Source organism: Bradyrhizobium sp. LCT2 (assembly GCF_009931255.1).
GTDB classification, from domain to species: domain Bacteria; phylum Pseudomonadota; class Alphaproteobacteria; order Rhizobiales; family Xanthobacteraceae; genus Bradyrhizobium; species Bradyrhizobium diazoefficiens.
The window spans coordinates 2,965,832-2,991,554 of record NZ_CP034432.1 but is presented as its reverse complement, the minus strand read 5'-3'; the positions used below and the strand labels follow the sequence as shown (position 1 = coordinate 2,991,554).

Here is a 25,723-nt window from a genome sequence, read left to right as displayed (position 1 = left end):
GCGTCGTCCGAAATGACAGCGAAAATCAACCACCATAGAAGTCACCGCAGCTTCAGCGTCGACAGGCCGGCCAGCGCCAGCATCACCGAGATGATCCAGAAGCGGATCACGATCTGCGGCTCGGTCCAGCCGAGCTGCTCGAAATGGTGGTGGATCGGCGCCATGCGGAAGATGCGTTTTCCGGTGAGCTTGAACGACACCACCTGCACGATGACGGAGACCGCCTCCAGCACGAACAGGCCGCCGATCACCGCGAGCACGATCTCGTGCTTCACCGCGACCGCGATCGCGCCCAGCATGCCGCCGAGCGCCAGCGAGCCGGTGTCGCCCATGAAGATCGAAGCCGGCGGCGCGTTGAACCAGAGGAAGCCGAGGCCGGCGCCCAGCAGCGCGCCGCAGAGCACCGCGAGCTCGCCGGTGCCGGCGACGTATTTGATCTGGAGGTAGTCGGCGAACACCGCGTTGCCGGCGAGATAGGCGATCATCGCAAAGCTCGCGGTCGCGATCATCACGGGCACGATGGCGAGGCCGTCGAGACCGTCGGTGAGATTCACCGCATTGCCGGCGCCGACGATGACGAAGGCGCCGAACACGACGAAGAACCAGCCGAAATGCAGCACGGTGTCCTTCAGGAACGGAATCGTCAGCGCGGTGGACGCGGGATCGCGGTTCAAGCGCACCAGCGCGTAGCAGGCCACCAGCGCGATCGCCGCCTCGATCAGCAGGCGAAGCTTGCTGCCGAATCCGGTCGTGGTCTGCTTGGTCACCTTGAGGTAGTCGTCATAGAAGCCGACGAAGCCGAAACCAAGCGTCACCGCGAGCACGATCCAGACATAGGGATTGAGCGGGTTGGCCCACAGCACCGTGCCGACCGTGAGGCCGGACAGGATCATCAGCCCGCCCATGGTGGGCGTGCCCTTCTTGGCGAGATGCGATTGCGGGCCATCGGTCCGGATCGGCTGGCCCTTGCCCTGGCGGATGCGCAAATGATCGATGATCCAGGGCCCGAACAGGAACACGAACAGCGCGCCGGTGACCACCGCGCCGCCGGTGCGGAAGGTGATGTAGCGGAAGACGTTCAGGAAGGTGCGAAAGGCACCGAAGCCCGGAAATGTGTTGGAGAGCTCGATCAGCCAGTAAAACATTCAGACGGTCCTATGGCGCCTTTCGCACGCGGCCTTGTTATCGGCCTTGGCCTTATCGACGTGCCTCACGCGCATTCGCTGGTCTTCATCATGGGTCGGGCGACCTGTGGGAAAACGGACGGCTTCGCGCCGAAAAGGGAGGATTCGGAAACAGCGCCTTCCAAGCAGTTTACGCCTTTGCCTGCAAGGCGGCCACTAGGCCCGGCACAAACTTGTTGACCCAGAACATCTTCTTGCTGCCCTTGACAACCACCACATCGCCTGCCTTCAGCAGGCTTGCGACCTCGCCCGGCTTCAGCGTGGCGGGATCGTCGTGCCAGCCAAGCGCCTTGCCCGATGGAAGCACCTCGAAGAGGTGACGCATGAGGGGGCCGACACAGTACACACCGTCGATGCCGTCCAAATGCTTGGTGAGGCCGGTGTGGTAGCTTGGTGCGTCATCGCCCAGTTCCAGCATATCGCCGAGCACGGCAATGCGGCGGCCGCCGGTTACGTTGCGCGCCTGCAGGCTTTGCAGCGCAGCAGCCACGCTGGCCGGGTTGCCGTTGAAGCTGTCGTCGATCACGGTGACGCCGCCGACCGCCTGCTCGACGCCGCGTCCGGTCATGATGCCGACCCGATCGAGCTTGATCGCGAGCGTCGCGGGATCGAGGTTCGCCGCGCGGATCGAAGCGAGCGCGGCGAGCGCATTCTGCACGCGGTGCGGCGCGCCCGGCGTCAGGCTGAAGGCGATCTGCTTCTTGCCGATCATCGCCACGACCTGCCAGCTCTCGCCATGCGGCGCGTGCGTGACCTCGTGCACCTCGGCATGCTCGCCGAAGCGCACCACCTTGCCCTTCCATTCGGACGCCTTGAGCCCGGCGGGCAGCACCAGCACGCCATCCTCCGGCAGGCCGAGCGCGATCGACACCTTTTCGCGCCGGATCGCCTCCAGCGAGCCGAGCTTTTCCAGATGCACGGGCTGGACGTTGACGACGAGCGCAACCGTCGGCCGCGTCAACTCGCTGAGCCGCGCGATCTCGCCGGTCTGGTTCATGCCCATCTCGACGACCCAGAGGCTGGCATCGGGCCGCGCATTGCACAGCGTCAGCGGCACGCCCCAGAAATTGTTGAAGCTCGACGGGCTGGCATAGGCGTTCGGATAGGCCGCCAGAAATTCCTTGGTGCTGGTCTTGCCGGCGCTGCCGGTGAGCCCGATCACCGGCCCGCCAAAGCGCGCGCGTGCGGCGCGCGCGAGGCCCCAGAGGCCGTCGATCAGCGTGTCCTTCACGACGATCTGGGGGACGCGGATGCCCGCGATCTCGTGCGGCACGATCATCGCGGCCGCGCCCGCGGCTTCCGCCTTGTCGGCGAATTCCCAGCCGTCGCGCGCGCTGGCGAAGGCCGAGATGAAGCCGCCGCTCGGCGTACCGCTCAGCGCGACGAACAGGCTGCCGGGCTTCACCAGGCGGCTGTCCTGCGTCACGAAGTCGATCGGCGTGTCCGGGAATGATCCGGCAGCGCCCAGCGCGCGCGCGACCTCCGCAACCGTCCATATTGGCGCGCTCATGCAACCCTCGACGCTAGGGCGGCGGCAACCGCCTCGTGATCACTGAAGGGCAACACCTCGCTGCCGACGATCTGCCCGGTCTCGTGGCCCTTGCCGGCGATGAGCAGCGCATCGCCCTGTTCCAGTTCCTCGATCGCGGCGCGGATCGCCGCGGCGCGGTCGCCGATCTCGCGGGCGCCTTTTGCGGTGGCGAGGATCGCCGCGCGGATCGCTTCGGGCTGCTCACTGCGCGGATTGTCGTCGGTAATGATGACGCCGTCGGCATTCTCCGCGGCGATCTCGCCCATGATCGGACGCTTGCCGGCATCGCGGTCGCCGCCGGCGCCGAACACGACGACCAGCCTGCGCTTGGCGTAAGGCCGCAGCGCCTGCAACGCCTTCGCCAGCGCGTCGGGCTTGTGCGCATAGTCGACGAAGATCGGCGCGCCGTTGCGCTCGCCGACGCGCTCGAGCCGGCCCTTGGCACCTTCGAGATGTTCGAGGCTCGCGAATACGTTGGCGGCATCGCTGCCGGTGCCGATCGCGAGGCCGGCCGACACCAGCGCATTCTCGATCTGGAATTCGCCGGCGAGCGGCAGCCGGACCACATAACGCTTGCCGCAATGTTCAAGTGCGAGCTTTTGCGAGAAGCCCTCGACCTCGACATCGGCGAGACGGATGCCCTCGCCTGCCCCGTCGCCGTTGCGGCCGACCGCCATCACGCGCAGGCCACGCGCCTTCGCGGCATCGATCGCCTCAGCCGAGCAGTCATGATCGGCCGAGATCACAGCGGCACCACCCGGCGGCACCAGTTCGCGAAACAGCCGGAGTTTTGCTGCGAGATAATGCGCGACCGTCGGATGATAATCCATGTGGTCACGCGAAAGGTTGGTGAAGCCGCCCGCGGAGACGCGCACGCCGTCGAGGCGATACTGGTCGAGCCCGTGCGAGGACGCCTCGAACGCAAGATGCGTGACGCCTTCGCGCGCGATCTCATCCATCTGCCGGTGCAGCGCGACCGGATCCGGCGTCGTCAGCGAGCCGTAGACGGTGCGCTTCGGCGACACGAGACCGATGGTGCCGATGCTGGCGGAGGCATGGCCCAGCCGCTCCCAGATCTGGCGCGTGAACGCCGCGACCGATGTCTTGCCGCTGGTGCCGGTCACCGCGACGATGGTCGCGGGCTGCGCGGGAAAAAATCTGGCGGCGGCCAGCGCCAGGGCGCGACGCGGATTGGGGACGGCGATGAACGGCACCTTGCCGCCACCGGGCGCATGATCGCCGACGATCGCAACCGCACCTGCGGCGACCGCCGCATCGATGAAGCGTGCGCCGTCGGTCTTGCTGCCCGCGAGCGCGAAGAAGAGATCGCCCGGCCTGACCACGCGGCTGTCGAGCGCAAGCCCCGTCACCTCGAGCGCCGCGATAGCGGGCTCGATTGCGGCGTCATTGCCTATGAGATCGCGCAGTTTCATGGTCGTCCAGTCGACATGCCGGAAAGCCGAATCGCCGGAAACTCCCGACTCAGCACCGGCGATGGCCTACCCGGTTGATTACTGGGTTGTCCTGGATGCTGCAAGAATAAGGCGCTCGGACGGCGGCAGGTCGAACCGCGGCTCGACGCCCAGAAGCGGCGCGATCCGCTCGATCACCCGGCCGCCGGTCGGCACCGCGTTCCAGCCCGAGGTGATGAAACCCTTCGTTTCAGGGATCGCCTGCGGCTCGTCCAGCATGATCAGGATCTGATATTTCGGATCGTCGCAGGGCATGATCGCGGTGAACGAGTTGAGCACGCGCTTCTTGGCATAGCGGCCGTTGATGACCTTCTCGGACGTGCCGGTCTTGCCGCCGACATAGTAGCCCTTGACGTCGGCGGTCTTGGCGGTGCCGATTTCGGCGTTGAGCCGCATCAGGAACCGCATCTTGTCGCTGGTGTCTTGCTTGACCACGCGCTTGGCCAGCGCTGCCGCTTCCGCTTCGCTGCGCTTCATGAAGGTCGGCGGAATCAAATAGCCGCCGTTCACCAGCGCGTTGATGCCCATCACCGCCTGGAGCGGCGCGACCGAGAGGCCCTGGCCGAACGCAGCGGTGACCGTGTTCAACTCGCTCCAGCGGCGCGGAATCAGCGGGGCTGCGCTCTCCGGCAGCTCGGTGCGCAGCCGCGTCAGCTGGCCCATCTTGGCGAGGAACGCCTTGTGCGCCTCCACGCCCTGGCCGAGCGCGATCCGCGCGGCGCCGATGTTGGACGAGAAGGTGAACACTTCCTTGGTGTTGATGAACCGTCCGAGCGGATGGCTGTCGTGGATGGTGAACTTGCCGTAGTGCAGGTTTCCGCGCGCATCCCACGACGAGTTCAGATTGATCTTTCCGGAATCGAGCGCCATCGCCAGCGTGAACGCCTTGAACGTCGATCCCATTTCGTAGACGCCGGTGGTGAGGCGGTTGATGCGGTCGGGGTCGTGCGCTTCCTTCGGATTGTTCGGGTCGAAGTCCGGAAGCGAGACCATCGCCACGATCTCGCCGGTCTTGACGTTCGAGACGATGCCGGAGGCGGCCTTGGTGTGGTACTTCTCCTTGGCCTTCAAGAGCTCGTCGCGCAGCGCGTGCTCGACCCGCAGATCGACCGAGAGCTCGATCGGCTTTTGCAGCCGGTCGGTGGCAAAGCCGGCGCGGTGGAGATCGGCGAGCCCTTGATTGTCGAGCCACTTCTCCATGCCGGCGATGCCCTGGTTGTCGATATTGACGAGACCGATGAGGTGGGCGACCTCGTTGCCGGTCGGATAGACGCGCTTGTTCTCGCGCAGGAAGCCGATGCCGGGAATGCCGAGCTTGTGGATGTCCTGCTGCTGCTTCGGCGTGATCTCGCGCTTGAGCCAGACGAAGCCCTTGCGTGTCTTCAGGCGTTCGCGCACCTCGGCCTCGTCGAGGTCGGGCACGGTGGCGGTCAGAAGCTCGATCGCCTCGTCCTTGTCGATGATGCGGCGCGGCTCGCCGAACAGGCTCGCCGCCTTGACGTCGGTCGCAAGGATGGCGCCGTTGCGGTCGACGATGTCGGGCCGCGCGGTCGCAACCACCTCCTGCGCCGCCGCACGGCGCGCACTGTGGGCGTCGGCACCGATCGCGAACATCACGAGCCGGCCACCGATCAGGGCGTAGACCGAGGCGAAGGCGAGCATCGCAAGTCCGACGCGCGCGCGCGCCTTCGCGGCGCGATCGACATTGCGCCCGTAGAGCAGGCTGCGGATCAGCCGCTGCCGCCAGGGCTCGGTGGGTTTTGCAGGCGTCGCCGGGCTCATTGCTTGTCCTCGGGCTGAGGCACGGAGCCCGTTACGGTATCGGGATCGCTCGCGGCTTCGATGGTGTTGAGCATGGCGCCGATCGGGTCGGGCTCGCCGGGCCTGAACATCCGCGGCGGGCGCTCGGGCAGGTTCTTCAGCGAGTCATATTGCGTGCCGTTGACCGGCTTGAGCGGCAGGTGCCGCTCGGACAGGCCTTGCAGGCGCAAGGGCGCATCGAGCTTGGCCCATTCGGAGCGGAGCGAGGCGATCGCATCGCGCTGCTCGCGGATTTCCGCATGCAGCCGCAACACCTTCTCCGTGCGCGCGGTGGAGTCCATCTTGATCCGGTAGACATAGGCTGCCGCGAAGATCAGCGCGCCGATGACGAGGAGGTGGATGAAGCGCATGCGCTAACCTCCCCTCATCACGTCGGAGAGTCTTGGCCAGGACGAAGACTGATCGTCCTTGTGCGCCGGCGCCGAGGTGCGCTCCGCGGCGCGCAGTTTTGCCGAACGCGCGCGCGGGTTATGCGCAACTTCGTCCTCACCGGCGACGACAGGCCGCCGCGTCAGCAGCTGGAAGCTCGGCGCGGTTTGCGCGACTTCCGGCAGGTGCCGCGAGCCGCCGCCGGTCTTCGACCGCTCGGCGAGGAAATTCTTGACGATGCGGTCTTCCAGTGAATGGAACGAGACCACCACGAGGCGTCCGCCAGGCTTGAGCACGCGCTCGGCCGCAGTGAGCGCGGTCTGGAGTTCCTCGAGCTCCTCGTTGACGAAGATGCGCAGGGCCTGGAACGTCCGCGTCGCGGGGTGAATGTCGCCGGGCTTGGAGCGAACCACCCTGCCGACGAGGTCGGCGAGCGCGCGCGTGGTCGTGAACGGCGTCTCCTGTCGGTCCGCGACGATGGCGCGGGCGACGCGGCGCGAATGCCGCTCCTCGCCGAGGAGATAGATGATGTCGGCGAGATCGGCTTCCGAGGCGCGCGCGACGACGTCGGCCGCCGTCGGGCCCGCCTGCCCCATCCGCATGTCGAGCGGACCGTCGAGGCGGAACGAGAAGCCGCGCCCGGCCTGGTCGAGCTGCATCGAGGACACCCCGACGTCCATCACGACGCCGTCCACGGCATCGACGCCTTGTGCCGCGCAGACGTCGGCGAGATGGGAGAAACGGTCCTCGACCAGTGTCAGCCTACCGGCAGAGCGCTCGACCAGTTCGGCGCCGCCGGCGATTGCGGTGCGGTCGCGGTCGATGGCGATGAGTCGGGTTCCAGGCACGTCGAGGATGGCACGGCTGTAGCCGCCGGCGCCGAAGGTGGCGTCGACATAGATCCCGCCCTCGCGCGGTGCGAGATGATCGATGGCCTCGCGACCGAGCACGGGAATGTGAGGAGCGGAGCTCATGCGCCACGCCTGCCGAACAACCAAGCCAGATCCGGGGCGAGCCAGCCCATAACGCCTCGAATGATTCCGCGTCGCGGCGGTTCCACGACCCAACCCTTGTCCAGCATGGTTACCGAGCCCGGTCGTCCCGGGCCGCCAACCCAGTGTTCCCAGTGGAATTTGTCGGGCAGCCATGGGATTTCGAGCCAAAATACGCTTTGGCCGCCTCCGGACGCGGGTCGGCTCTTCATCCCTCAGTAACGGCCCTTAGCGTTAAGAAAGCGTTGATCGGCCCGTTACAAGTCGAAAAGGTGAAGCGGCAGTGATGCCTCATCCACACACCCGCCCAAAATGCATCCGTTAACCGCGACGCGCGATTGCGCACGGCGGAGGGTAAAGGAATAGTAAAGAGAAGGGCTTGGCCCCCTCCTATTCCGACTTGAGCTGTTTATGTCGTCCGGTTCGTCCACGCCATCTGGTTCTGATTCGAAGCGTCAACGCGTTCTCCCGGTTCCCAAGGCCGCGGCGAACATGCGGACGTTCGAGCCGGATTCGTCGATCGTCTCCGACATCATTCCTTCGCCGAACCATGGCGAGCGCAGCAAGGGACGCCAGCCGGACATGATCGTGCTGCACTACACCGGCATGCCCGACGTCGAGGGCGCGCTGGCGCGGCTGTGCACGGCGGGGACGGAAGTGTCGGCGCATTACGTCGTGCTCGAGGACGGCCGCATCGTGCAATGCGTGCCCGAGGCGAGGCGCGCCTGGCACGCCGGCGTCTCGTCCTGGGCCGGCGAGGACGATGTCAACTCCTGCTCGATCGGCATCGAGATCGTCAATCGCGGCCACGACTGGGGCTATCCGGAGTTTCCGCTGCGCCAGATCGCCGCCGTGATCGCGCTGTGCCGCGGCATCATGCTGCGCCGAAAAGTGCCGGCGCACCGCGTGCTCGGCCATTCCGACGTTGCGCCCGCGCGCAAGAAGGATCCCGGCGAGAAATTTCCGTGGCATTCGCTGGCCAATTCCGGCGTCGGGCACTGGGTCACGCCCACGCCCGTCGTGCGCGGCGAGAGCCTGATGCTCGGCACCATCAGCGACGAGGTGCTGAGCCTGCAGCAGGCGCTCGCGCGATACGGTTATGGCGTGCCGCTGACCGGCAAATACGACGCCGCGACCATGGAGGTCGTCACCGCCTTCCAGCGCCACTTCCGCCCGGCACGGCTGGACGGTGTTGCGGATCATTCGACACTGTCGACCTTGCAAGCGTTGCTGGCGAGCCTGCCGGACGGGACGGCGGTCGCGTCGAAGTGACGGCGTAGCCGTCATTCCGGGGCGCACGAAGTGCGAACTATGGTGCGCAATTGCGCACCTGAGAATCTCGAGATTCCGGGTTCGATGCTTCGCATCGCCCCGGAATGACGGTGCTAGTTGCCCATCTCCCTCATCCTTCGCGCATAGAGCCGCCGCAGCGGCTCGAGCTGAGTCGCCGCCGTCGCCGCGACATACGCCTCGCGCGCCTCGTCCTTGCGGCCGAGCCGTCGCAACAGATCCGCGCGCACCGCGGGCAGCAGCTCGTAGCCGCCAAGCCCGCCGCGTGCGGTGATCGCGTCGACGAGATCGAGCGCGCGCGCCGGGCCGTCGACCATCGAGATTGCGGCGGCGTGGTTGAGCTCGATCACCGGCGAAGGGCTGATGCGCAACAGAACCTCATAGAGGCCGGCGATCTGCGGCCAGTCGGTCGCCTCAAAGCTCGGCGCGCGCGCATGCAGCGCGGCGATCGCGGCCTGCACCGCATAGGGTTGCGGCCGGCCGGGTATGCGCAGTGCGTCGTCCACGAGACGCAGACCCGCCTCGATCTGCGCGCGATCCCAGAGCGTGCGGTCCTGCTCTTCCAGCAGCACGATGTCGCCGGCCGACGTCGCGCGTCCGGCGCGGCGCGCGTCGTGCAGCAGCATCAAGGCCAGCAGGCCCTTGATCCCGGCCCGGTCAGGCATCAGCCGGTCGAGCAAACGACCGAGCCTGATGGCTTCGACCGCGAGATCCGGCCGCATCAGGTCTGCGCCCGAGGTTGCGACATAGCCTTCGGTGAAGACGAGATAGATGACGGCGAGCGCGCCGTCGAGCCGCTGCGCCAGCGCGTCGCGTTCGGGCACCTCATAGGGAATGCCGGCGAGCCTGATCTTCTGCTTGGCGCGGACGAGGCGCTGCGCCATCGCCTCCTCTCCGACGAGGAACGCGCGCGCGACCTGCGCGGTCGAGAGGCCGCAAACGGTGCGCAGCGTCAGCGCGACCTGGACCTCCGGCGCGAACGCGGGATGGCAGCAGGTGAAGATCAGCCGCAGCATGTCGTCGTCGAGCGTCGCCGGAGGCTCGTCGGGCGCCTGCGCGTTGAGCTCGAGCTCATGCACGAACGCCTGCTGCTTGCCGCGGAACACGGCCTGCCGCCGGATGCGATCAATCGCCTTGTTGCGGCCGACATTGACGAGCCAGGCGCGCGGATTATCGGGCACCTCGCCCGCCGACCAGCGTTCGAGCGCGACCGCGAAGGCATCCTGGAGTGCGTCCTCGGCGAGATCGAAATCGCCGACGAGGCGGATCAGCGTGGCAAGCACCCGCCCCGCCTCGTCGCGAAAGATCCGAGCGATGTCGGCAGGAGAGATCACTTGTAGATCATGACCGGCCTAACCTCGATGGATCCCTCCTTGGCCCCGGGAATCCGCGCGGCCAGCCCAATGGCGGTGTCGAGATCCTTGGCCTCGACCAGATAGTAGCCGCCGAGTTGCTCGCGGGTCTCGGCGAACGGACCGTCGGTGGTCAGGGTCTTGCCATCGCGAACGCGCACGGTGGTCGCGGTCGTGGTCGGCTGAAGCCCGTCGCCGGCCTTGAAATGGCCGCTCTGGACGATGGACTGCGTATAAGTGCCGTACTCCGCCGACATCGCCTGACGGTCTGCGGGGGTCATCTTGCTCAATTCCGCTTCGCTCCGGTAGATCAGCAGCAGATACTGCATCGCTTAACTCCTGTTGTTCGGGGGATCACCGACATCCAGTCGAACGGGGCGCACATCGAACGACATCTTCAGGATAAATTATTTGCAGATCGCGTGCGCGACGATCTCGGCTTGACGAAACCGTCACAAATGCCCATGCCTAACCCCGTCAGTCGGCCGGACGGCCGCTCCGGCAACGGTCGAAAGGCCGCCGGGGAGGAAAGTCCGGGCTCCCTTGACATACGGTGCCGGATAACGTCCGGCGGGGGCAACCCCAGGGAAAGTGCCACAGAGAACGAACCGCCCTGCTTCGCCTTCGGGCTTCGCAGGGTAAGGGTGAAAAGGTGCGGTAAGAGCGCACCGCGGCTGCGGCAACGGAGCCGGCATGGTAAACCCCACCGGGAGCAAAACCGAATAGGGACGGCGTAGCGGGCTGTTCGCGCAAGCGATAACGCCGCGGGGCGATGTCAGGCCCGCCGTCCGGGTAGGTTGCTCGAGGCCATGTGCAAACATGGCCCCAGAGGAATGGCCGTCACGTATCGTGCGCGCAAGCGAACGGTGCCCTACAGAACCCGGCTTACAGGCCGGCTGATGTTCTAAAGCGTTTTCGAGCGAAGTGGTTTTTCCGGCTCGCGTGAAGAAAACGCGTCTTACTAAGAAGTGACGAGGGGTTCGATGCTGACCGCATCGGACCCCTCACCATTTTGTCCGAGCGCGCAGCCATTCAAATGGTGTCATTCCGGGGCTCGCGAAGCGAGAACCCGGAATCCATCAGGCGGCAGAGACGGAGGAGAGATGGATTCCGGGTTCGTGCTGCGCACGCCCCGGAATGACGGCTGTGGGTCAGGCGGCGATCTCGTTCAACACCGCCATCAACGCCGCCGGCGCCGTCACGTTCGGCGCATGACTCGCGTCGAGCTCGAAATAGCGCCAGCCATCCTCGTTCTTCGTGCGCTTCGCGAACTGCCCGAACACGTCGCCCGGCGGAAAGCGCGTGCAATAGATGTAGCTGCGCGGCATGGCCGGCTCGCCATGCTCCAGCTTCAACTTCGTCTCGAAGCATTTGATCGGCATGTTGATGCGGCGCGCGTTGAGCCAGTCGAGATCGGCCTGCGGCGTATCCGGCGGCGGCGGGTTCGGCGGGATGCGGTAGCCATCGCCGGCGGCCGCCGCCTTGCGCATCGGCTCGCGCCCGCTCTCGTTGAGATCGAACAGCGACTGGCCGTCGCGCGGCACGAAGGCATCGAGATAGACCAGTTGCGTCACGCGCTCGCGTGCGCGGTCGGCAACGCCGGTCGCGACCATGCCGCCATAGCTGTGGCCGAGCAGCACGAGATCGCTGAGGTCCTCGAATTTGATGACGTTGAGGATGTCCCGGATGTGCGTCTCGAGATCGATCGCGGGATTGGCCAGATGCGCGCGCTCGCCGAGCCCGGTGTAGGTCGGCGCGACCAGGCGGTGGCCCGCCTGCGCCATCAGCGGATGCATCTTCTTCCAGGCCCATCCGCCGGACCACGCGCCGTGACAGAGCAGGAAGGTCTTCGCGCGTGCGGCCATCGGCGTTTCCATCGTTCTTGTTTGTACGATGGAGTGTAGCGGCCGCACGCGCGATGTAAACGCTACCCGCTCAGACCGCGCGCGTATTCACTTTTGCGAGGACGAGCGCACCGGCCTCGCGCCGCAACTTGCCAGCCTCAAAGCCATGCATGCCGATCTGCCATTGCAGGCCGACGATGGCGCCTTTGGTCGGTTGCAGCAACGCAAGCGAAGCGAACAGCGTCACCGGCAGCCACACGGCCAATTGCAGCCAGACCGGCGGGGCATAGGCGGTCTCGACCGCGAGGATCGCCGGGACCACGAGATGGCCGACCACGACCATGACGAGATAGGCCGGAAAGTCATCGGCGCGCTGATGGAACAGCTCTTCGCCGCAATGATCGCAGCTGTCTGCCACTTTCAGGAAGCGTCCGAACATGTGCCCTTCGCCGCAGTTCGGACACTTGCCGCGAAAACCGCGCCACATCGCCTTTGCCAGGGAAACCGAACCGGTCGTCATGACGACACCTCTTCCGTTCTGATGATCCATACAATAATATCCTGCATCCATACATTCAAAGGATATGGGCCTAAATTGCATGGATTGGACCCCTACAATCTCGGAGCTGAGCGGGCCGCGCTACCAGCGCATCGTCGATGCCATGGAGGCCGACATCGCAGCCGGCCGGCTGGTGCGCGGCCAGCAGTTGCCGACGCAGCGCGCGCTCGCAAAAGCGCTCGACATCGACCTCACCACGGTGACGCGCGCCTACACCGAGGCGCGGCGCCGCGGCATCCTGGAGGCCCGGGTCGGCCAGGGCTCGTTCGTATCGGAGACCAGCGCGCGCCGCGCGGTCGATCTGCCGCATCCCGTCGCGATCGACCTCTCGATGAACGTGCCGCCGCATCCGCTCGAGGCACAGCTCGACGAGCGCATCGTCGCAGGGCTGGAAGCTCTCCGCGCCCAATCGGGCCTGACCGCGTTCCTGAACTACCAGCCACCCGGCGGCAGCGTGCATGAGCGGGAGGTCGCAGCGCGCTGGATGCGCGCACGCGTCCCGCACGCGCATGCCGACAGGCTCGTGATCTTTCCCGGCACGCAGACCGTCCTGTTCAATCTGCTCGCCCATCTCGCGCGGCCCGGTGACATCGTGCTCACGGAAGCCCTCACCTTCCCCGGCATCAAGGCCGCCGCGGCGCGGCTCGGCGTCAAGCTCGTCGGCGTCGCCATGGATGACGGCGGCATCCTGCCCGATGCACTGGCGAAGGCCTGCCGTGTCCACAAGCCGAAGGCCGTCTATCTCATTCCGACGCTGCACAATCCGACCACCGCGACGCTTCTTCCCGAGCGGCGCAGCGCGATCGCCAGGATCATCCGCGATGCCGATACGATCCTGATCGAGGACGACGCCTACGGGCTGCTCGACCGCTCGGCGGCGCCGATCGCCAATCTCATTCCGGAGCGGACGTATCTCGCAACCACGCTGTCAAAATGCATCGCGCCGGCGCTGCGCGTTGCCTACCTCATGACGCCCGACAACGCCGCGCAGCAGGAGATGCGTTCTTATTTGCAGGCCACCGTGCAGATGCCGGCGCCGCTGATGGTCGCGCTGGTGACGCATTGGCTCGAAACCGGCATCGCCGATCGCATCATCACCGCCATTCGCAACGAGGCGGTGGGCCGCCAGCAACTCGCGCAGCGCGCACTGAAAGGCCTTCAGTTTCTGGCCAAGCCCGCGGCCCATCATCTGTGGCTGCGGCTGCCGGAGGGCCGCCCCGATGTCGCGGCGCATCTGCTCCGGAATGGACTCGCGGTCGTGGCCGGCGATGCCTTCACCGTCGACGGGACACCGCCGCATGCGGCACGCATCTCGCTGGGCGCAGCGCGCAACAGGGCGGAATTGACGGAGGCGTTGCGCATCCTGGTCGGCGCGCTGCACAAGCCCGCCGACACCAGGCAGATCGTCTAGCAGATACCTATTGGTGCTGGCGGCGATGGCGCGGGCGGACGATCGGCGTCATGCCCGACGGATAGGCCGCATAGGCCTCGCTCGGTGCCACCGTCTCGCCACGGGCCGCGCGCGCCGCGGGCGTGAGCTGGCCGCCATTGAGCACGTCGCGGTCGGGATGGGCGGCCTGATAGGCCGCGGGCTCCGAAAACTGCGCCTGCGCCAATGTCGGCATCAACGCCGCCGCCGACAGCAGCGCGGCCGCAACGGCAATGTTGGTGCGGGTCATGGTCATTCTCCACCTTTTTATTCGGGACTGTCCGATCGGTGCGTACGATGGCGTCGGGCGGGCCTTTGGATTGAAGTACGACCATCATGTAGGCATGTCTTTCCCAAAAGCCCGACGCCGCAGATCACGCCTGCGTGCAGCATGGATTGACCTGCACGGCAGCAGCCGTGCTATGCGGGCGGTGGCGATCAACAGTTCGGGATCGCCGGTGGCGACAAGGACAATCCGTTGGAAACCTACGGTTACGCGCTATTGCCGCTCGGCGCATTGGCCGGCGGCTTCGTCTCGGGCCTGGCCGGGTTCGGCACGGCGCTGATGGCGCTCGGCATCTGGCTCTACGTGCTGCCGCCCTCGCTCGCGGTGCCCCTGGTGCTGATCTGCTCGGTGATCGCCCAGACCTCGACGCTGCCGTCGATGTGGAAGAGTTTTGACCTCTCGCTGGTCTGGCCGTTCCTGATCGGCGGGCTGATCGGGGTGCCGCTGGGGACCATGATGGTCGCCTCGGCAGATCCAAAGGTGTTCAAGCTGAGCATCGGCGTGCTGCTGCTGATCTTCTCGAGCGCGCTGTATCTGAACAAGAGGCCGCTCGCCATCACGTTCGGCGGCCGCATCGCCGACGGTGCGATCGGCTTTGCCGGCGGCATTCTGGGCGGCCTTGCCGGACTGTCCGGGCCGCTGCCGATCCTGTGGGCCAACATCCGCGGCTGGAACAAGCACGAGCGGCGCGGCATCTTCCAGCTCTTCAATTTCACCGTGCTCGCCACCGCGCTGGTGTTGCAGACGGCGTCTGGCCTCGTCGCCTTCAAGGTGGTCTGGCTCGCGCTGGTCGCGTTTCCCGGCACGTTGATCGGCGCATGGGCCGGCGCACGCGTCTATCACGCGCTGAGCGACAAGCACTTTGGCGATGTCGTGCTCGGCCTGCTGTTCCTGTCGGGGCTCGGCCTCGTCTGGAACAGCCTTGGTGCGCATTAGCCTTCCTTGCGTCGGCAGGTCACAAGCCGTCGCTACGCAGGGACGCGCGCAGGAGGCGTGACGGGCTCGGGCTCGACCTGCTTCGAAGCCTCGTCCTGCCGGAGCGGCGCCAGGCGTTTGTCGAACTCGCGGCGCAGCAGCCACAGGCTTAAGCCCGCCTGGAGCGTGGTCGCCTCGATCGACAGGTACCAGACGTACTCCATGCGGAAGCCCGGACGCGTCGAGAGCCAGATCGCCGGCAGCGAATAGGTGAACACGCGCGTCGCCGAACTCAGCAGTACCGGCTTGGTGTTGCCGAGGCCCTGGAACATGCTCGAGCAGGTGAAGATCAGGCCCTGCGCCACCATGTTGAGCGAGATGATCCGCAGGAACAGATAGGCGATCGCCATCGTCTCCCGGTCGTTCGAGAATCCGGCGAGCAGCAGCTCCGGCTTCGTTTGCGCCAGGATCATGAAGCCGATCATCACGGCGGACGTGATCAACGCCGACTTGACGAAAGTCTCCCGCACGCGCGCCCCGTTGGCAGCGCCGACGTTCTGGCCGGCGATCGGCCCCGCGGCCAGCGCAACGGCAAGCGCCGGCATCTGGATCAGGGCCAGCACGCGCTGCCCGATGCCGAATCCCGCCTGCGCCGACGGGCCGAAATCGCCCAGCACGTAGTAAACCACCGCCATGAAGATGAACATCATCGCAAACTCGCCGCCGGCCGGCAGGCCGACATTGAGGATGCGCTTCAAGTGATGCGGCTGCGGACGCCACTGCACCGGGTTGAAGGCGACGTAGCGCTCGGCCTTGCGGAAATGCGCCAGCAGAATCACGACGCCGATGGCCACCGCGATCGAGCTCGCCAAGCCCGCTCCGGCGACACCAAGCGCATGGCCGGTGCCCCAGCCCGAGATCAGCACCGGCGCGAGTGCGATGTTGATGGCGACAGCGAGCACCCGCACCAGCATCGCGGGGCGCACGATGCCGGTCGCCCGCAGCGCAGATGCCAGCACTTGCATCGCGAATTCCAGAGCGAGCGCCGGCATGAACCACAACAGATAGGTGGTCCCCGCCTCGATCGTGGCTTGGTCCGCGGCGATCGCACGCATGTAGGGGCGCGAAAGCGCCGCGCCCATGACCAGGGTCAGCACACCGAACAGCACCGACAGCGCGATCGCCTGGTTGAAGATCAGATTGGCATCCGGCCGATCCTTGCGGCCCACGGCATGCGCGATCAGCGCCACCGTGCCGACGCCGAGCACCTGCATCAGCGCGTTGATGAGAAAGCCGGCATTGCCGGCCGCGGCGACGCCCGCAACGGCGGCATCGCCCAGTCCCGACACGAAGTACAGATCGACCAGCTGGCAGATCATGATCGTGACCATGCCGACCATGATCGGGGGCGCCATGGCCAGGATGTGTCGCACGATGGAGCCGTTCGTCAGGTCTTTCATCTCATTCCATCCTTGGCGCATTCCGTGGGCGGCGTGACGGCGGGACTTTCGTCCCGCCGCCGCGCGCCTCTCATTCCGCTGCTGCGAGGTGCCCGAGCTCCACCACCTGGCGCTCGAACAGACCGCGATAGATGCCGCCGGGCTTGCCTGCGAGCACGGCGTGGGTGCCCTGCTCGACGATCTCGCCGCGGTCGAACACCAGGATCCGATCGAGGCTGCGCACCGTCGATAGCCGGTGCGCGATCACGATCGAGGTGCGCCCCTTCATCAGACGCTCCATCGCCTGCTGGATCAGCGCTTCGGATTCCGAATCGAGGCTCGACGTCGCCTCGTCCAGGATCAGCACCGGCGCGTCCGCCAGGAAGGCGCGCGCCAGCGCCACGCGCTGCCGCTCGCCGCCCGACAGCTTCACGCCGCGCTCGCCGACGAGCGTGCCGTAGCCCTTGGGCAGACGCAGGATGAAGTCGTGCGCATTGGCCAGCCGCGCCGCCTGCTCGATCGCCTCCAGGCTGGCGCCGGGCCGGCCATAGGCGATGTTCTCGGCGAGCGAGCGGTGAAACAGGATCGGGTCCTGCTGCACGATCGCGATCTGGCTGCGCAGCGATTGCTGCGTAGCGAGCGCGATATCCTGCCCGTCGATCAGCACACGGCCATCGCTGACGTCGTAGAGCCGCTGCACCAGCTTGACGAAGGTGGTCTTGCCGGAGCCGGAGCGGCCGACCAGGCCAACCCGCTCGCCGGCGCGGATCGTGACCGACAGGCCGTCGTACAGCGGCGCGCGGTGGCCGCCATAGTGGAACGTGACGTGGTCGAACGCGATCTCTCCGCCCTCGATCGCGATCGGCCGCGCGTCCGGCGCATCGACAATCCCGATCGGCTCGTCATGGATCGCCACCAGTTCGTCCATGTCGTTGACCGAGCGCTGCAGGTTGTTGATGTGCATGCCGACGTCGCGCAGATATGCGTGGATGACGTAGTAGCTCGTCAGCACATAGGTGACGTCGCCGGGCGAGGCATGCCCGCTCATCCACAGCAGCACCGAGCCGCCGATCACGGACGCACGCAAGGCCAGCAGCAGCGAGAGCTGCGCCATGGCCGTGTAGTTGTAGCGAAACCAGGTCCGCCGCACCCGAACGCGCCAGCGGTTGATGACGCGGGCGAGCCGCATATCCTCGCGCAGCTCGGCGCCGAAGGATTTCACCACGGCGTTGCAGGTCAGCGCGTCCGCCAGCGTGCCGCCGACCTTGGTGTCCCAGGCGTTGGAGATTCGCGCGGCCGGCGCGATGTAGCGCGTCGAAAACAGCACGGTGATGGCGACGTAGAAGAGCGCTCCCACCGCGATCACCGCGCCGAGCGAGGCCCAGTGCAGGCCGATCAGGACCATGGAGCCGATCAACACCAGCAGAGACGGCGCCAACGCCATCAGGATGGTGTCGTTGAGCAGGTCGAGCGCCCACATGCCGCGGGTGATCTTGCGCACCGTGGAGCCGGCAAAGGAGTTGGCGTGCCAGTCGGTCGAGAAGCGCTGCACGCGCGTGAAGGCGCCCTGGGCGACATCCGACATGATCTTGAGCGTGAACGGGACGATCGCCTGGAGACCGATCAACCTCAGCACCACGGAGGCCGCACCGAGCGCCACGATGGCGCCGAACGCAACCAGCGCCGCGTGGCGCGCGTCAGGATCGGACGAACCGCGTGTCAGCGCATCGACCAGATGTCCGGAGAAGACCGGCATGAACAGGTCGGCGACGGTCGCGCCCAGCAGGCCACCGGCCACGATCAGGCCGCGACCGGGCTGGTTCAGCCAGTGCCGGAACACGAAGGGCAACACCACGCGTATCGCCGCGGGCCTTTTTGAGAGAGAGGTCATGACATCATCCAGCCGCTTTTGGTGCGGGCCGGCTCCATCAACGGACGCAAGTCGGCCACGAAGGGCAGACGGCGTCACTCACAGGTGATTTTGACTTGGGGAAGTGGGGCGATCGGGACTCGTGACCCGATCGAATCTGGCGGAAGAGGCCTCTAACAGGCCGCCGACATACCGAACCAGAACAACGAACGCGGGCGAACGATCTGCGAATGCGACGAAATCATGCAAATCCCTCCCGGTTCGATTGAATGAGGTGCGCTTTATAGATGTGCCGTTCGCGGTTTGCAACGGGGCCCGCGCGAGATCACGAACGAGTGTTGCAATTTGGTTCGCAGCTGCCGTCGATCTCATCTTCCACTGTCATGCCCCGCGAAGGCGGGGCATCCAGTACGCCGCAGCCTCTCGGCTCAACCACTACCGTCCCGGGCGACGACAGCGTGCGTGGCGTCAGTGCGCGTCGCCGCCGCCGGTCATCGAGGCCGGCTTGTTCAGCAGCGTGACCAACAGGCTGAGGCCGAGATAGAACAGCGTCAGCATGAAGAAGGCATCGCCGAAGCTCATCACCACGGCCTGGCGGTGCACCAGCTGCGAGAGCTGCCTCATCGCCATCAGCGCGGAATCGCCGAGCCCCTGGAACTTCTGCATGAACATGGTCAGGGTTTCGGTCGCGGTCGCGTTGCCCCAGGTCACGCGCTCCTGGAGGCGCGTGATGTGCAGGTCGGTACGGTTGTTGAGCACGGTGTTGATGACGGCAAGCCCGACCGCGCCGCCGAGATTGCGCATCAGGTTGAACAGGCCCGAGGCGTTCTTCACCCTGTCAGGGGCCAGCGTGCCGAGCGCGATGTTGTTGGTCGGCACCATTGCGAACATCATGCCGACGCCGCGCAGGATCTGCGGCACCAGCAACTCGTAGAAATCGTAGTCGCGGGTGATCCAGGTCATCTGGTAGGAGCCGATCGCGAACACGACGAGGCCGAAGGCGATCATGTAGCGCATGTCGATCTTCACCATGAGACGACCGACCAGCGGCGCGACCAGGAACATGGTGATGCCCGACACGAACATGGTCTCGCCGATCATCAGCGCGCTGTAGCCGCGCACCTCGGCGAGATAGCGCGGATAGATGTAGGTCAGGCCGTAGAGGCCGATGCCGATGCAGAATTGGAGCACGCAGCCGACCGCAAAGTTGCGGTTGGAGAAGGTGCGCAGATTGACGATCGGCTCGGCCGCCGTGAAGACGCGCCAGAAGAACGCGATCGCCGAGGTGGCGCAGATCCAGGCGCAGATCGCCACTGTCGTGTCCTGCAGCCATTCATATTGCGGGCCTTCCTCCAGCACGTATTCCAGCGTGCCGAGGAAGCCGGCCATGAACAGCAGGCCCCACCAGTCGAAGCGGTCGAGCAATTCGAAATGCGGCTCGTCGAAATCGACCAGCGCCAGCACGCCCAAGGTAATGGCGATGCCGGGCACGACGTTGATGAAGAACAGCCAGTTCCACGACATCAGGTCGGTGATGTAGCCGCCGACGGTCGGCCCGATCGTGGGAGCCAGGGTCGCGACCAGCCCGATGATGGGACCGACGATGTGGAATTTCGAGCGCGGGAACACGGTGTAGGCCGAGGCGAACACGGTCGGGATCATGCCGGCGCCGAGGAAGCCCTGGAGCGCGCGCCAGAGGATCATCTCCTCGATGGTGGTGGCGAAGCCGCAGAGCAGGCTCGAAGCGGTGAAGCCCGCGGCCGAGATCGCGAACAAGAGCCGCGTGCCGAAGGCGCGCGACAGGAAACCCGACAGCGGGATCGCGATGACTTCGGCGATCAGATAGGCGGTCTGGACCCAGGAGACTTCGCTCGAGCTCGCCGACAGGCCGGCCTGGATTTCACTGAGGGACGCCGAGACGATCTGGATGTCCAGGATCGACATGAACATCCCGAACACCATGATGATGAAGGCGAACAGCCGCTTCGGCGCGATGCGCTCCGAAGCGGGGGCCGCCATCATCTCAGGTGAAGCAGTCGTGGCATTGGCCATGGTCCGACCTCGCAGCGTTTAAGGTGCTCTTACTGCGGATGGATCATGGTGGGATCGTCGAGATCGACCTCGCTGTCGGCGTCGGCCGCGCCCTTGTTGGTGTCGACGGTCGCGTAGACCGACATGCCGGCGCGGAGCAGGTTCTGCTTCGCCACCGACTTCGGCACGCGGATGCGGACCGGCACGCGCTGCACGATCTTGGTGAAATTGCCGGTGGCGTTGTCCGGCGGCAGCAGCGTGAACACCGAGCCCGCGCCCGCCGCGATGCTGTCGACGACGCCGGAGAACTTGCGCATGCCATAGGCATCGACCTTGATCGTCACCGGCTGGCCGGGGCGGATGCGCTTGAGCTGCGTTTCCTTGAAGTTGGCGTCGATATAGACGTCGTCGAGCGGCACGACGTTGCCGAGCCGCTGGCCGACCGCGACGAAGTCGCCGGCGCTGACAAGGCGATTCGAGAACGTGCCGCCAACCGGCGCGCGCACCGCGGTGAAGGCGAGATCGCGCTCGGCCTTGGCGAGCGAGGTCTTGAGCTCGGCAAGCTGGGCCTGGGCTTCGGCCTGCTGCGCCTTGGTGACGTCGACGTTGCTGACGGCGACGTCATAGGCGGCCTGCGCGGCCTTGACCGCGGCGGCGCCCTGGTCGCGTCCGGCTTCCGAGCTCTCGAAGGTGGCGCGCGAGGCAAAGCCCTTGCTGCTCAGCGCCTGCTGGCGCTCATAATCGAGGTCGGCGCGCTTGAGGCCCGCTTCGGCCGAGACGAGCTGCGCCTTGGCCTGGGCAACCTGGCTCTCGAGCGCCGCGATCTGGCGACCGATGCGATCGATGGTGGCCTGCTGGGTCGCGATCCTGGTCGCGGCGGCATCGACCGCGATCTTGTAGTCGCCGTCGTCGATGCGGAAGATGACGTCGCCGGCGCGCACCGTCGTGTTGTCGCCAGCAAGGATCGAGGAAATGTGGCCGGCAACGCGCGCGCCGAGCATGGTGTTGTTGGCGCGGACATAGGCGTCGTCGGTGGCGATGTAGAAGCGGCCGACCAGCGTGTAATAGCCGGCATAGCCGGCTGCCGCGAGCGCCAGCACGAGACCGACGCCCATCAGGACGAATTTGCGCTTGCCGGATTTCGGCGTGCCGCTGGCAGCGGGCGCGTCTGACCCGGGTGTGGCCGGCTTGTCGGTCACGGGCTTCCCCGGCGCCTCGCTGCGGCGCTTCGCTTCCTCGGCCACATGGGAGCGCAACTGCTCGGCGAGAACGGCGGACGTCTCGGTCACAGGTTCACCGTTCGCCGAATTCGTCTCCACCGTTTCCTGGCGAAGGACGCGCGCAGCCTGGTCTCTCGATACGGCCATAAAGGCCTCCTCAAAAAAAAGCGCGATGAAGGACGGCCGCCTGCGGCGTGTTCCCCTCGCTTATCCCAAATATCATTGACCGAACCGTTCGGTCAATATACATAATATCCAGCGTCGGACCTTACTGGCCCGAATCCTTTACTTGCGTTTCATAGTTCGGCACCTCGTCTAGAAACCTTCCGAGACCCTGAACCAATGGTTGTAGCTGCCAGCGAACATCTGCACGTCATCCAGGAGGAGGACAGCTCCAAGCGCCGCCAGATCCTGGACGGGGCCCGCAAGGTGTTCATGGATCTCGGCTTCGACGGCGCCAGCATGGGCGAGATCGCGCGCGCGGCGCAGGTCTCCAAGGGCACGCTCTATGTCTACTTCGCCGACAAATGCGCGCTGTTCGAAGCCATCCTCGAGCAGGAGGCGCTACAGCACGGCCAGGTCGTGTTCAATTTCGATCCCGCCCGCGATGCCGAGACCACGCTGAATGAGTTCGGCCGGGCCTACATCCATCTGCTCTGCCGGCCGGGCGGCGGATCGGCGATCCGCACCGTGATGGCGATCGCCGAGCGCATGCCCGATGTCGGCCGCCGCTACTACGCGCGGGTGCTGGACAAGACCATCAACCGCCTCTCCGATTATCTCAAAGCCCGCGCCGCCGCCGGCGATCTCACGATCGACGATTGCGACCTTGCCGCCTCGCAGTTCATGGAACTGTGCAAGGCCTCGCTCTTCCTGCCGTTCGTCTTCCAGGCCGCGCCCGCGCCGTCGGAAGAGCGCATGACCGAGGTGGTCGACAGCGCGACGCGGATGTTCCTGGCGGCGTACCGGGCGAAGTAACGGCAAGCACGCCACGCGTTGCGCATGCCGGTCTCGCGGCATTATATTTGCGGCCATGTCCCGTGATCTTCGCCCGCCTGTCGATATCCTCCATTATGAGATCGTCCAGGAACAGGCCTCAGCGCTTGGACGGATGGGCCGCACACTCGAGCAGAGCCTTGCGCGCTTGCGCGAGTTCGACGCCGCCCACGCAGCCTCGGGGACGCCGGCCTCGATGCAGGCGGCGAGGCGCAGGCTGGTGATGGAAGCCGGCCAGGCGCTCTGGATGCTCGTGGTGCAACGTGAGGCGTCCGGCTTGCGCGACAGCCGCCATATCATGCGCACCTACAACGTCCCCGGCGAGGTGCAGCTGTGCATGGGGGTGGTCCCCGCACCGTCGAAGCCCGGCGCGAAATGACTTTCTGACTGCGTAGAGCTACTGGCGAACGCGCCTAATCGTCGGCGTACTCGTCTTCTTCCTGCTTGCGCGTCGTTGCCTTGCGCGCTCCGAGCGAGCCGGTGACATAGGGATCGCGCCTGCCGGCGTAAGGGTTGCGCTGCTGCGCGCGCCCGGCGACCTCTTCGCCGGAGACGGCGGCCGGCTGGCAGATCAGCCGGCGGCTGGCCCGGCGCATCAGATCGACGTGGATGTGATCGTAGTGATAGACGTTCGAGCCCGGCGCGAGCACCGTGGTGAAATGCGCGCACGCCCCTGACTGCACGTCGCGCAGAAAGCCCTGCTCTTCCGGCATGCCGCGCCAACCGTCCTTCACCGTGACGCGGCGGCCGTCGGCGAGCACGAAGGCGGCGATGTCGAGCGCGTTGCCGAAGGCATGCTCGGAAATGTGGGCGTGCGGATTGCCGTTCATGCCGCGGCAGGAATAGGCCGAGATCTGCTTGAGCTCGACGACGCGGGCGCCGAACCAGCGCATCGCCGACGGCTGCACGGTGTCGGCGAGCCAGCGGTCGAGCTCGGACACGATCGGACAGGCCAGCGTCGCGGTCGGCTTCACCGCGACGGGGCCGACGGCGGTGACGGGATTGCCCTGCGCGGGACCGAGCCGCGGCAGCGGCTGCTGCGCGGGCGCCTGCGAATAAGGTGCGGGACCGGGCTGCCGCGCCGGATAGCTCGGCGCATTCATGTAGCGCGCCGCGCCCGCGGCATCGGTGCCCTCGGGCGGCAGGTCGATCTCGTCTTCCTGCGGCGCCACGCCGGGCGCGTTCAGCGACATCGGCCCGGCCGAGGCGCCATAGCCGGACGGCTGGCGCACCGCGCTCTCGGGATAGTTCGACCGCTGCGGATAGGAGGATGCCGGATATGCCTGGTTCTGCGGAACATTCGATCGCGGCTGCGTCACCGGCCAGCGCGGCTGGCTGCCGACATTGCCCGGCGGGCGCAGCTCCTCGTCGGCAAACCCGTAGCTGCTCGAGGCTTCGCCGATGGCGGCGACCTTGAGCGGAAACTCCGCGCCACAGCTGCCGGGCCCGGAGATCGGTTCGATGCGGACGATGTCCGCACTCTCTTTCACCGCGCCGGATTTCAGGCATGCGGCTTCCGCCTCGGCCCGCCACGGTTCACGTTCGGCCTGGAAGAAGCCGCGTCCGCAACCCGCTAGCGAAACAAGGACGATGGAGCCGACGAGATACAAACGAACTCCGCGCGTCATGCACGCACGTTCGGTGAATTTACTTAAAGACTCTTCAACGTGTTGATTTCAGCCTTCCTTAACCATGCCGGCCCCCGGCCGTGCGCCGGCTCCTGGGGATGAGCGACAGCAAGGCTGACTTTTTCACAACGTGACTTTCTGTTAATCATGTTGGTTGGGCGCGCGAGCGGCGGGAGCCTGCTGCAGCGGAGCATCCTCCAGCGCAGGATTCTTGGGAGCCAGGATTCTTGGGAGCCAGTATTCTTGGGAGCAACGGCATGACGTTCGCCGGGAGACTGAGCGTGATCACCGCGTACCTCGCCATGGCCTTCGTCGGCGCCATCGTGCTCGGCATGATCTAGCGGCCATCGATCAACCACACCGGAGACCGCTTACCTTCCCCGGGAGGGCGAGCGTAAGCCGAGTGCATTGCTACGACCGCGCACCCCACTGCCGCGATGTCGTGGCCAACTGCTCCTGCGGCTCCTCAATGCGCGTCCAGTCGTTGCCGGAGCACCAGAAGCGGCCGAGTGCGCAGGCCTCGACGTAGAGCTTGCCGGGACTCTTCAGCGTCATCCTCGCATAATAGGTGTTGCCGGTGGAGCGGCTGTAGATGCTGCCGGTCCAGACGTCGTGTGATTTCTGCTTCATGTTGACGAGCACGCTCTCGCCCCTGCTCGACGCCTCGGTCAACGCATAGCCGCATAGCGCTGAGCCGCAGCGTTCGATGCGGACCGTGCCCTTGGCGCCGTCGCTTTCCCACTGCCCGAGTGGCATGCCGGGCGACTCGTCGTCACTGCGCTGTGCGATCGTGGTAGTCGGCTTGATCTCGAGCTTCGGCGCGACGACCGGCGGCTCCATGCGCGGCGGATCGAGCGCGATCGGCTTTGGCGGATCGACGCGCGACAGCTCGACCCGTGGCGGATTGGAGCTGAGGGCCTCGATCCTTGGTGCCTCGGATCTTGGCGCCGGCGGCAGCACAACGGGCTGCGACGTCGTCGCGGCGAGCACGGGCGGCGGCGCAGGTAGCGGCGCGACCGCAATCGCCTGTGGCGGCCGGGCCCGGGTTGCCGGATAAACCGGCTGCGGCGCCTGGACGACCCGCGGTGGGACAGGCGGAGCGGGCGTCGTGGCGACGTCCTCCGCCGGCCGAAAGCTGCGATTGGAGGAAATCGAGACGCAGGAAGCGGATCGGCGATTCCTGGGCGCCTCGACATGGAACCGGTGGCCGCCGATCGAGAATGAGTAGGAACCGGCCCGGGCTGAAGGCGCAACCGCCAGCAGCGCGATCAATATGCCAAGCGAAGTCGCAAGCCGCGTCATCGGCGCCTCCCTCTCTCTGTCGCGACGAGGTTACGCGGGATGAAATGCGGCTGAATGTGCGCTGGCTCACCCGGGCGCCACGGCTCCTTGTGACGTCCATCACGGAAGGCGGGACGGGCCGGGCGTAGGGTCGAACCACGTTTCATCCACCAGCGACTTCAGTCCATATCGGGACCACGCTTTTTCGGAGGTT

At 66.1% G+C, this 25,723-nt stretch carries 22 protein-coding genes and 1 other RNA gene; 6 read left to right on the top strand and 17 right to left on the bottom strand.

Annotated elements, in window-relative coordinates; all coding sequences use genetic code 11:
- Nucleotides 1-41 precede the first annotated feature (41 nt).
- The 6 genes from mraY to rsmH form a co-directional block, all read right to left on the bottom strand.
- Nucleotides 42-1,145, bottom strand: coding sequence for a phospho-N-acetylmuramoyl-pentapeptide-transferase (mraY, locus tag EI171_RS14625; RefSeq protein WP_011089345.1), 1,104 nt, complete (start codon nucleotides 1,143-1,145; stop codon nucleotides 42-44).
- 169 nt (nucleotides 1,146-1,314) lie between these two features.
- Nucleotides 1,315-2,694 carry a UDP-N-acetylmuramoyl-tripeptide--D-alanyl-D-alanine ligase gene (gene murF, locus EI171_RS14620; RefSeq protein ID WP_161533693.1) on the bottom strand — a complete coding sequence of 460 codons (1,380 nt, stop codon included), beginning with the start codon at nucleotides 2,692-2,694 and terminating at the stop codon, nucleotides 1,315-1,317.
- The gene (locus EI171_RS14615) at nucleotides 2,691-4,148 is read right to left on the bottom strand and encodes a UDP-N-acetylmuramoyl-L-alanyl-D-glutamate--2,6-diaminopimelate ligase (protein WP_161533692.1); all 1,458 of its coding nucleotides are present in this window, start codon (nucleotides 4,146-4,148) and stop codon (nucleotides 2,691-2,693) included. The genes murF and EI171_RS14615 overlap by 4 nt, the downstream gene beginning before the upstream one ends.
- Before the next feature lie 78 nt (nucleotides 4,149-4,226).
- A complete protein-coding gene (locus EI171_RS14610) occupies nucleotides 4,227-5,969 on the bottom strand; it encodes a penicillin-binding protein 2 (RefSeq protein ID WP_011089348.1) in 1,743 nt (580 codons plus the stop codon).
- Nucleotides 5,966-6,358, bottom strand: a complete 393-nt coding sequence (locus EI171_RS14605; protein WP_011089349.1) for a hypothetical protein — start codon at nucleotides 6,356-6,358, stop codon at nucleotides 5,966-5,968. The genes EI171_RS14610 and EI171_RS14605 overlap by 4 nt, the downstream gene beginning before the upstream one ends.
- A 3-nt stretch (nucleotides 6,359-6,361) precedes the next feature.
- The gene (gene rsmH / locus EI171_RS14600; RefSeq protein WP_038966431.1) at nucleotides 6,362-7,351 is read right to left on the bottom strand and encodes a 16S rRNA (cytosine(1402)-N(4))-methyltransferase RsmH; all 990 of its coding nucleotides are present in this window, start codon (nucleotides 7,349-7,351) and stop codon (nucleotides 6,362-6,364) included.
- 510 nt (nucleotides 7,352-7,861) lie between these two features.
- On the opposite strand from rsmH, the gene EI171_RS14595 reads away from it, so the two are divergent.
- Nucleotides 7,862-8,641: an N-acetylmuramoyl-L-alanine amidase gene (locus tag EI171_RS14595; RefSeq protein WP_039185808.1), complete on the top strand. Its 780-nt coding sequence runs from the start codon at nucleotides 7,862-7,864 to the stop codon at nucleotides 8,639-8,641.
- A 113-nt stretch (nucleotides 8,642-8,754) separates the two neighbouring features.
- Here EI171_RS14595 and EI171_RS14590 read toward each other — a convergent pair whose 3' ends face one another.
- A complete protein-coding gene (locus tag EI171_RS14590) occupies nucleotides 8,755-9,993 on the bottom strand; it encodes an RNA polymerase sigma factor (protein WP_371740511.1) in 1,239 nt (412 codons plus the stop codon).
- Entirely contained in the window at nucleotides 9,990-10,340 is a 351-nt protein-coding gene (locus EI171_RS14585) for a YciI family protein (RefSeq protein WP_011089353.1), read from the bottom strand. The genes EI171_RS14590 and EI171_RS14585 overlap by 4 nt, the downstream gene beginning before the upstream one ends.
- A gap of 148 nt (nucleotides 10,341-10,488) precedes the next feature.
- Here EI171_RS14585 and rnpB point away from each other — a divergent pair.
- Nucleotides 10,489-10,915: RNase P RNA component class A (gene rnpB, locus EI171_RS14580), an RNA gene on the top strand.
- A 247-nt stretch (nucleotides 10,916-11,162) separates the two neighbouring features.
- Here rnpB and EI171_RS14575 read toward each other — a convergent pair.
- Both EI171_RS14575 and EI171_RS14570 read right to left on the bottom strand, forming a co-directional pair.
- Complete coding sequence (locus tag EI171_RS14575; RefSeq protein ID WP_161533691.1) at nucleotides 11,163-11,876, bottom strand: alpha/beta fold hydrolase; 714 nt, start codon at nucleotides 11,874-11,876, stop codon at nucleotides 11,163-11,165.
- A 70-nt stretch (nucleotides 11,877-11,946) separates the two neighbouring features.
- Nucleotides 11,947-12,405, bottom strand: a complete 459-nt coding sequence (locus tag EI171_RS14570) for a DUF983 domain-containing protein (RefSeq protein ID WP_161533690.1) — start codon at nucleotides 12,403-12,405, stop codon at nucleotides 11,947-11,949.
- Between the two features lie 49 nt (nucleotides 12,406-12,454).
- On the opposite strand from EI171_RS14570, the gene EI171_RS14565 reads away from it, so the two are divergent.
- Nucleotides 12,455-13,825, top strand: a complete 1,371-nt coding sequence (locus tag EI171_RS14565) for a PLP-dependent aminotransferase family protein (protein WP_161533689.1) — start codon at nucleotides 12,455-12,457, stop codon at nucleotides 13,823-13,825.
- 7 nt (nucleotides 13,826-13,832) lie between these two features.
- On the opposite strand, the gene EI171_RS14560 is transcribed toward EI171_RS14565, so the two are convergent.
- The gene (locus EI171_RS14560) at nucleotides 13,833-14,093 is read right to left on the bottom strand and encodes a hypothetical protein (RefSeq protein WP_161533688.1); all 261 of its coding nucleotides are present in this window, start codon (nucleotides 14,091-14,093) and stop codon (nucleotides 13,833-13,835) included.
- 228 nt (nucleotides 14,094-14,321) lie between these two features.
- Here EI171_RS14560 and EI171_RS14555 point away from each other — a divergent pair, with 228 nt between their 5' ends.
- A complete protein-coding gene (locus EI171_RS14555; RefSeq protein WP_028176257.1) occupies nucleotides 14,322-15,065 on the top strand; it encodes a sulfite exporter TauE/SafE family protein in 744 nt (247 codons plus the stop codon).
- Nucleotides 15,066-15,097: 32 nt separating this feature from the next.
- Here EI171_RS14555 and EI171_RS14550 read toward each other — a convergent pair whose 3' ends face one another.
- From EI171_RS14550 to EI171_RS14535, 4 genes are all read right to left on the bottom strand, one after another.
- Nucleotides 15,098-16,504, bottom strand: coding sequence for an MATE family efflux transporter (locus EI171_RS14550; RefSeq protein ID WP_161533687.1), 1,407 nt, complete (start codon nucleotides 16,502-16,504; stop codon nucleotides 15,098-15,100).
- 70 nt (nucleotides 16,505-16,574) lie between these two features.
- Complete coding sequence (locus EI171_RS14545; protein WP_161533686.1) at nucleotides 16,575-18,374, bottom strand: ABC transporter ATP-binding protein; 1,800 nt, start codon at nucleotides 18,372-18,374, stop codon at nucleotides 16,575-16,577.
- 447 nt (nucleotides 18,375-18,821) lie between these two features.
- The gene (locus EI171_RS14540) at nucleotides 18,822-20,405 is read right to left on the bottom strand and encodes a DHA2 family efflux MFS transporter permease subunit (protein WP_161533685.1); all 1,584 of its coding nucleotides are present in this window, start codon (nucleotides 20,403-20,405) and stop codon (nucleotides 18,822-18,824) included.
- 29 nt (nucleotides 20,406-20,434) lie between these two features.
- Nucleotides 20,435-21,751, bottom strand: coding sequence for an HlyD family secretion protein (locus EI171_RS14535; RefSeq protein WP_161533684.1), 1,317 nt, complete (start codon nucleotides 21,749-21,751; stop codon nucleotides 20,435-20,437).
- A gap of 195 nt (nucleotides 21,752-21,946) precedes the next feature.
- Here EI171_RS14535 and EI171_RS14530 point away from each other — a divergent pair, with 195 nt between their 5' ends.
- Complete coding sequence (locus tag EI171_RS14530) at nucleotides 21,947-22,582, top strand: TetR/AcrR family transcriptional regulator (protein ID WP_028176262.1); 636 nt, start codon at nucleotides 21,947-21,949, stop codon at nucleotides 22,580-22,582.
- Between the two features lie 55 nt (nucleotides 22,583-22,637).
- Nucleotides 22,638-22,979, top strand: coding sequence for a DUF6665 family protein (locus tag EI171_RS14525; protein WP_161533683.1), 342 nt, complete (start codon nucleotides 22,638-22,640; stop codon nucleotides 22,977-22,979).
- Nucleotides 22,980-23,013: 34 nt separating this feature from the next.
- Here EI171_RS14525 and EI171_RS14520 read toward each other — a convergent pair whose 3' ends face one another.
- Nucleotides 23,014-24,228, bottom strand: a complete 1,215-nt coding sequence (locus tag EI171_RS14520; RefSeq protein WP_161533682.1) for an extensin family protein — start codon at nucleotides 24,226-24,228, stop codon at nucleotides 23,014-23,016.
- 411 nt (nucleotides 24,229-24,639) lie between these two features.
- Nucleotides 24,640-25,530 carry a DUF2147 domain-containing protein gene (locus tag EI171_RS14515; RefSeq protein WP_161533681.1) on the bottom strand — a complete coding sequence of 297 codons (891 nt, stop codon included), beginning with the start codon at nucleotides 25,528-25,530 and terminating at the stop codon, nucleotides 24,640-24,642.
- Nucleotides 25,531-25,723: the final 193 nt, after the last annotated feature.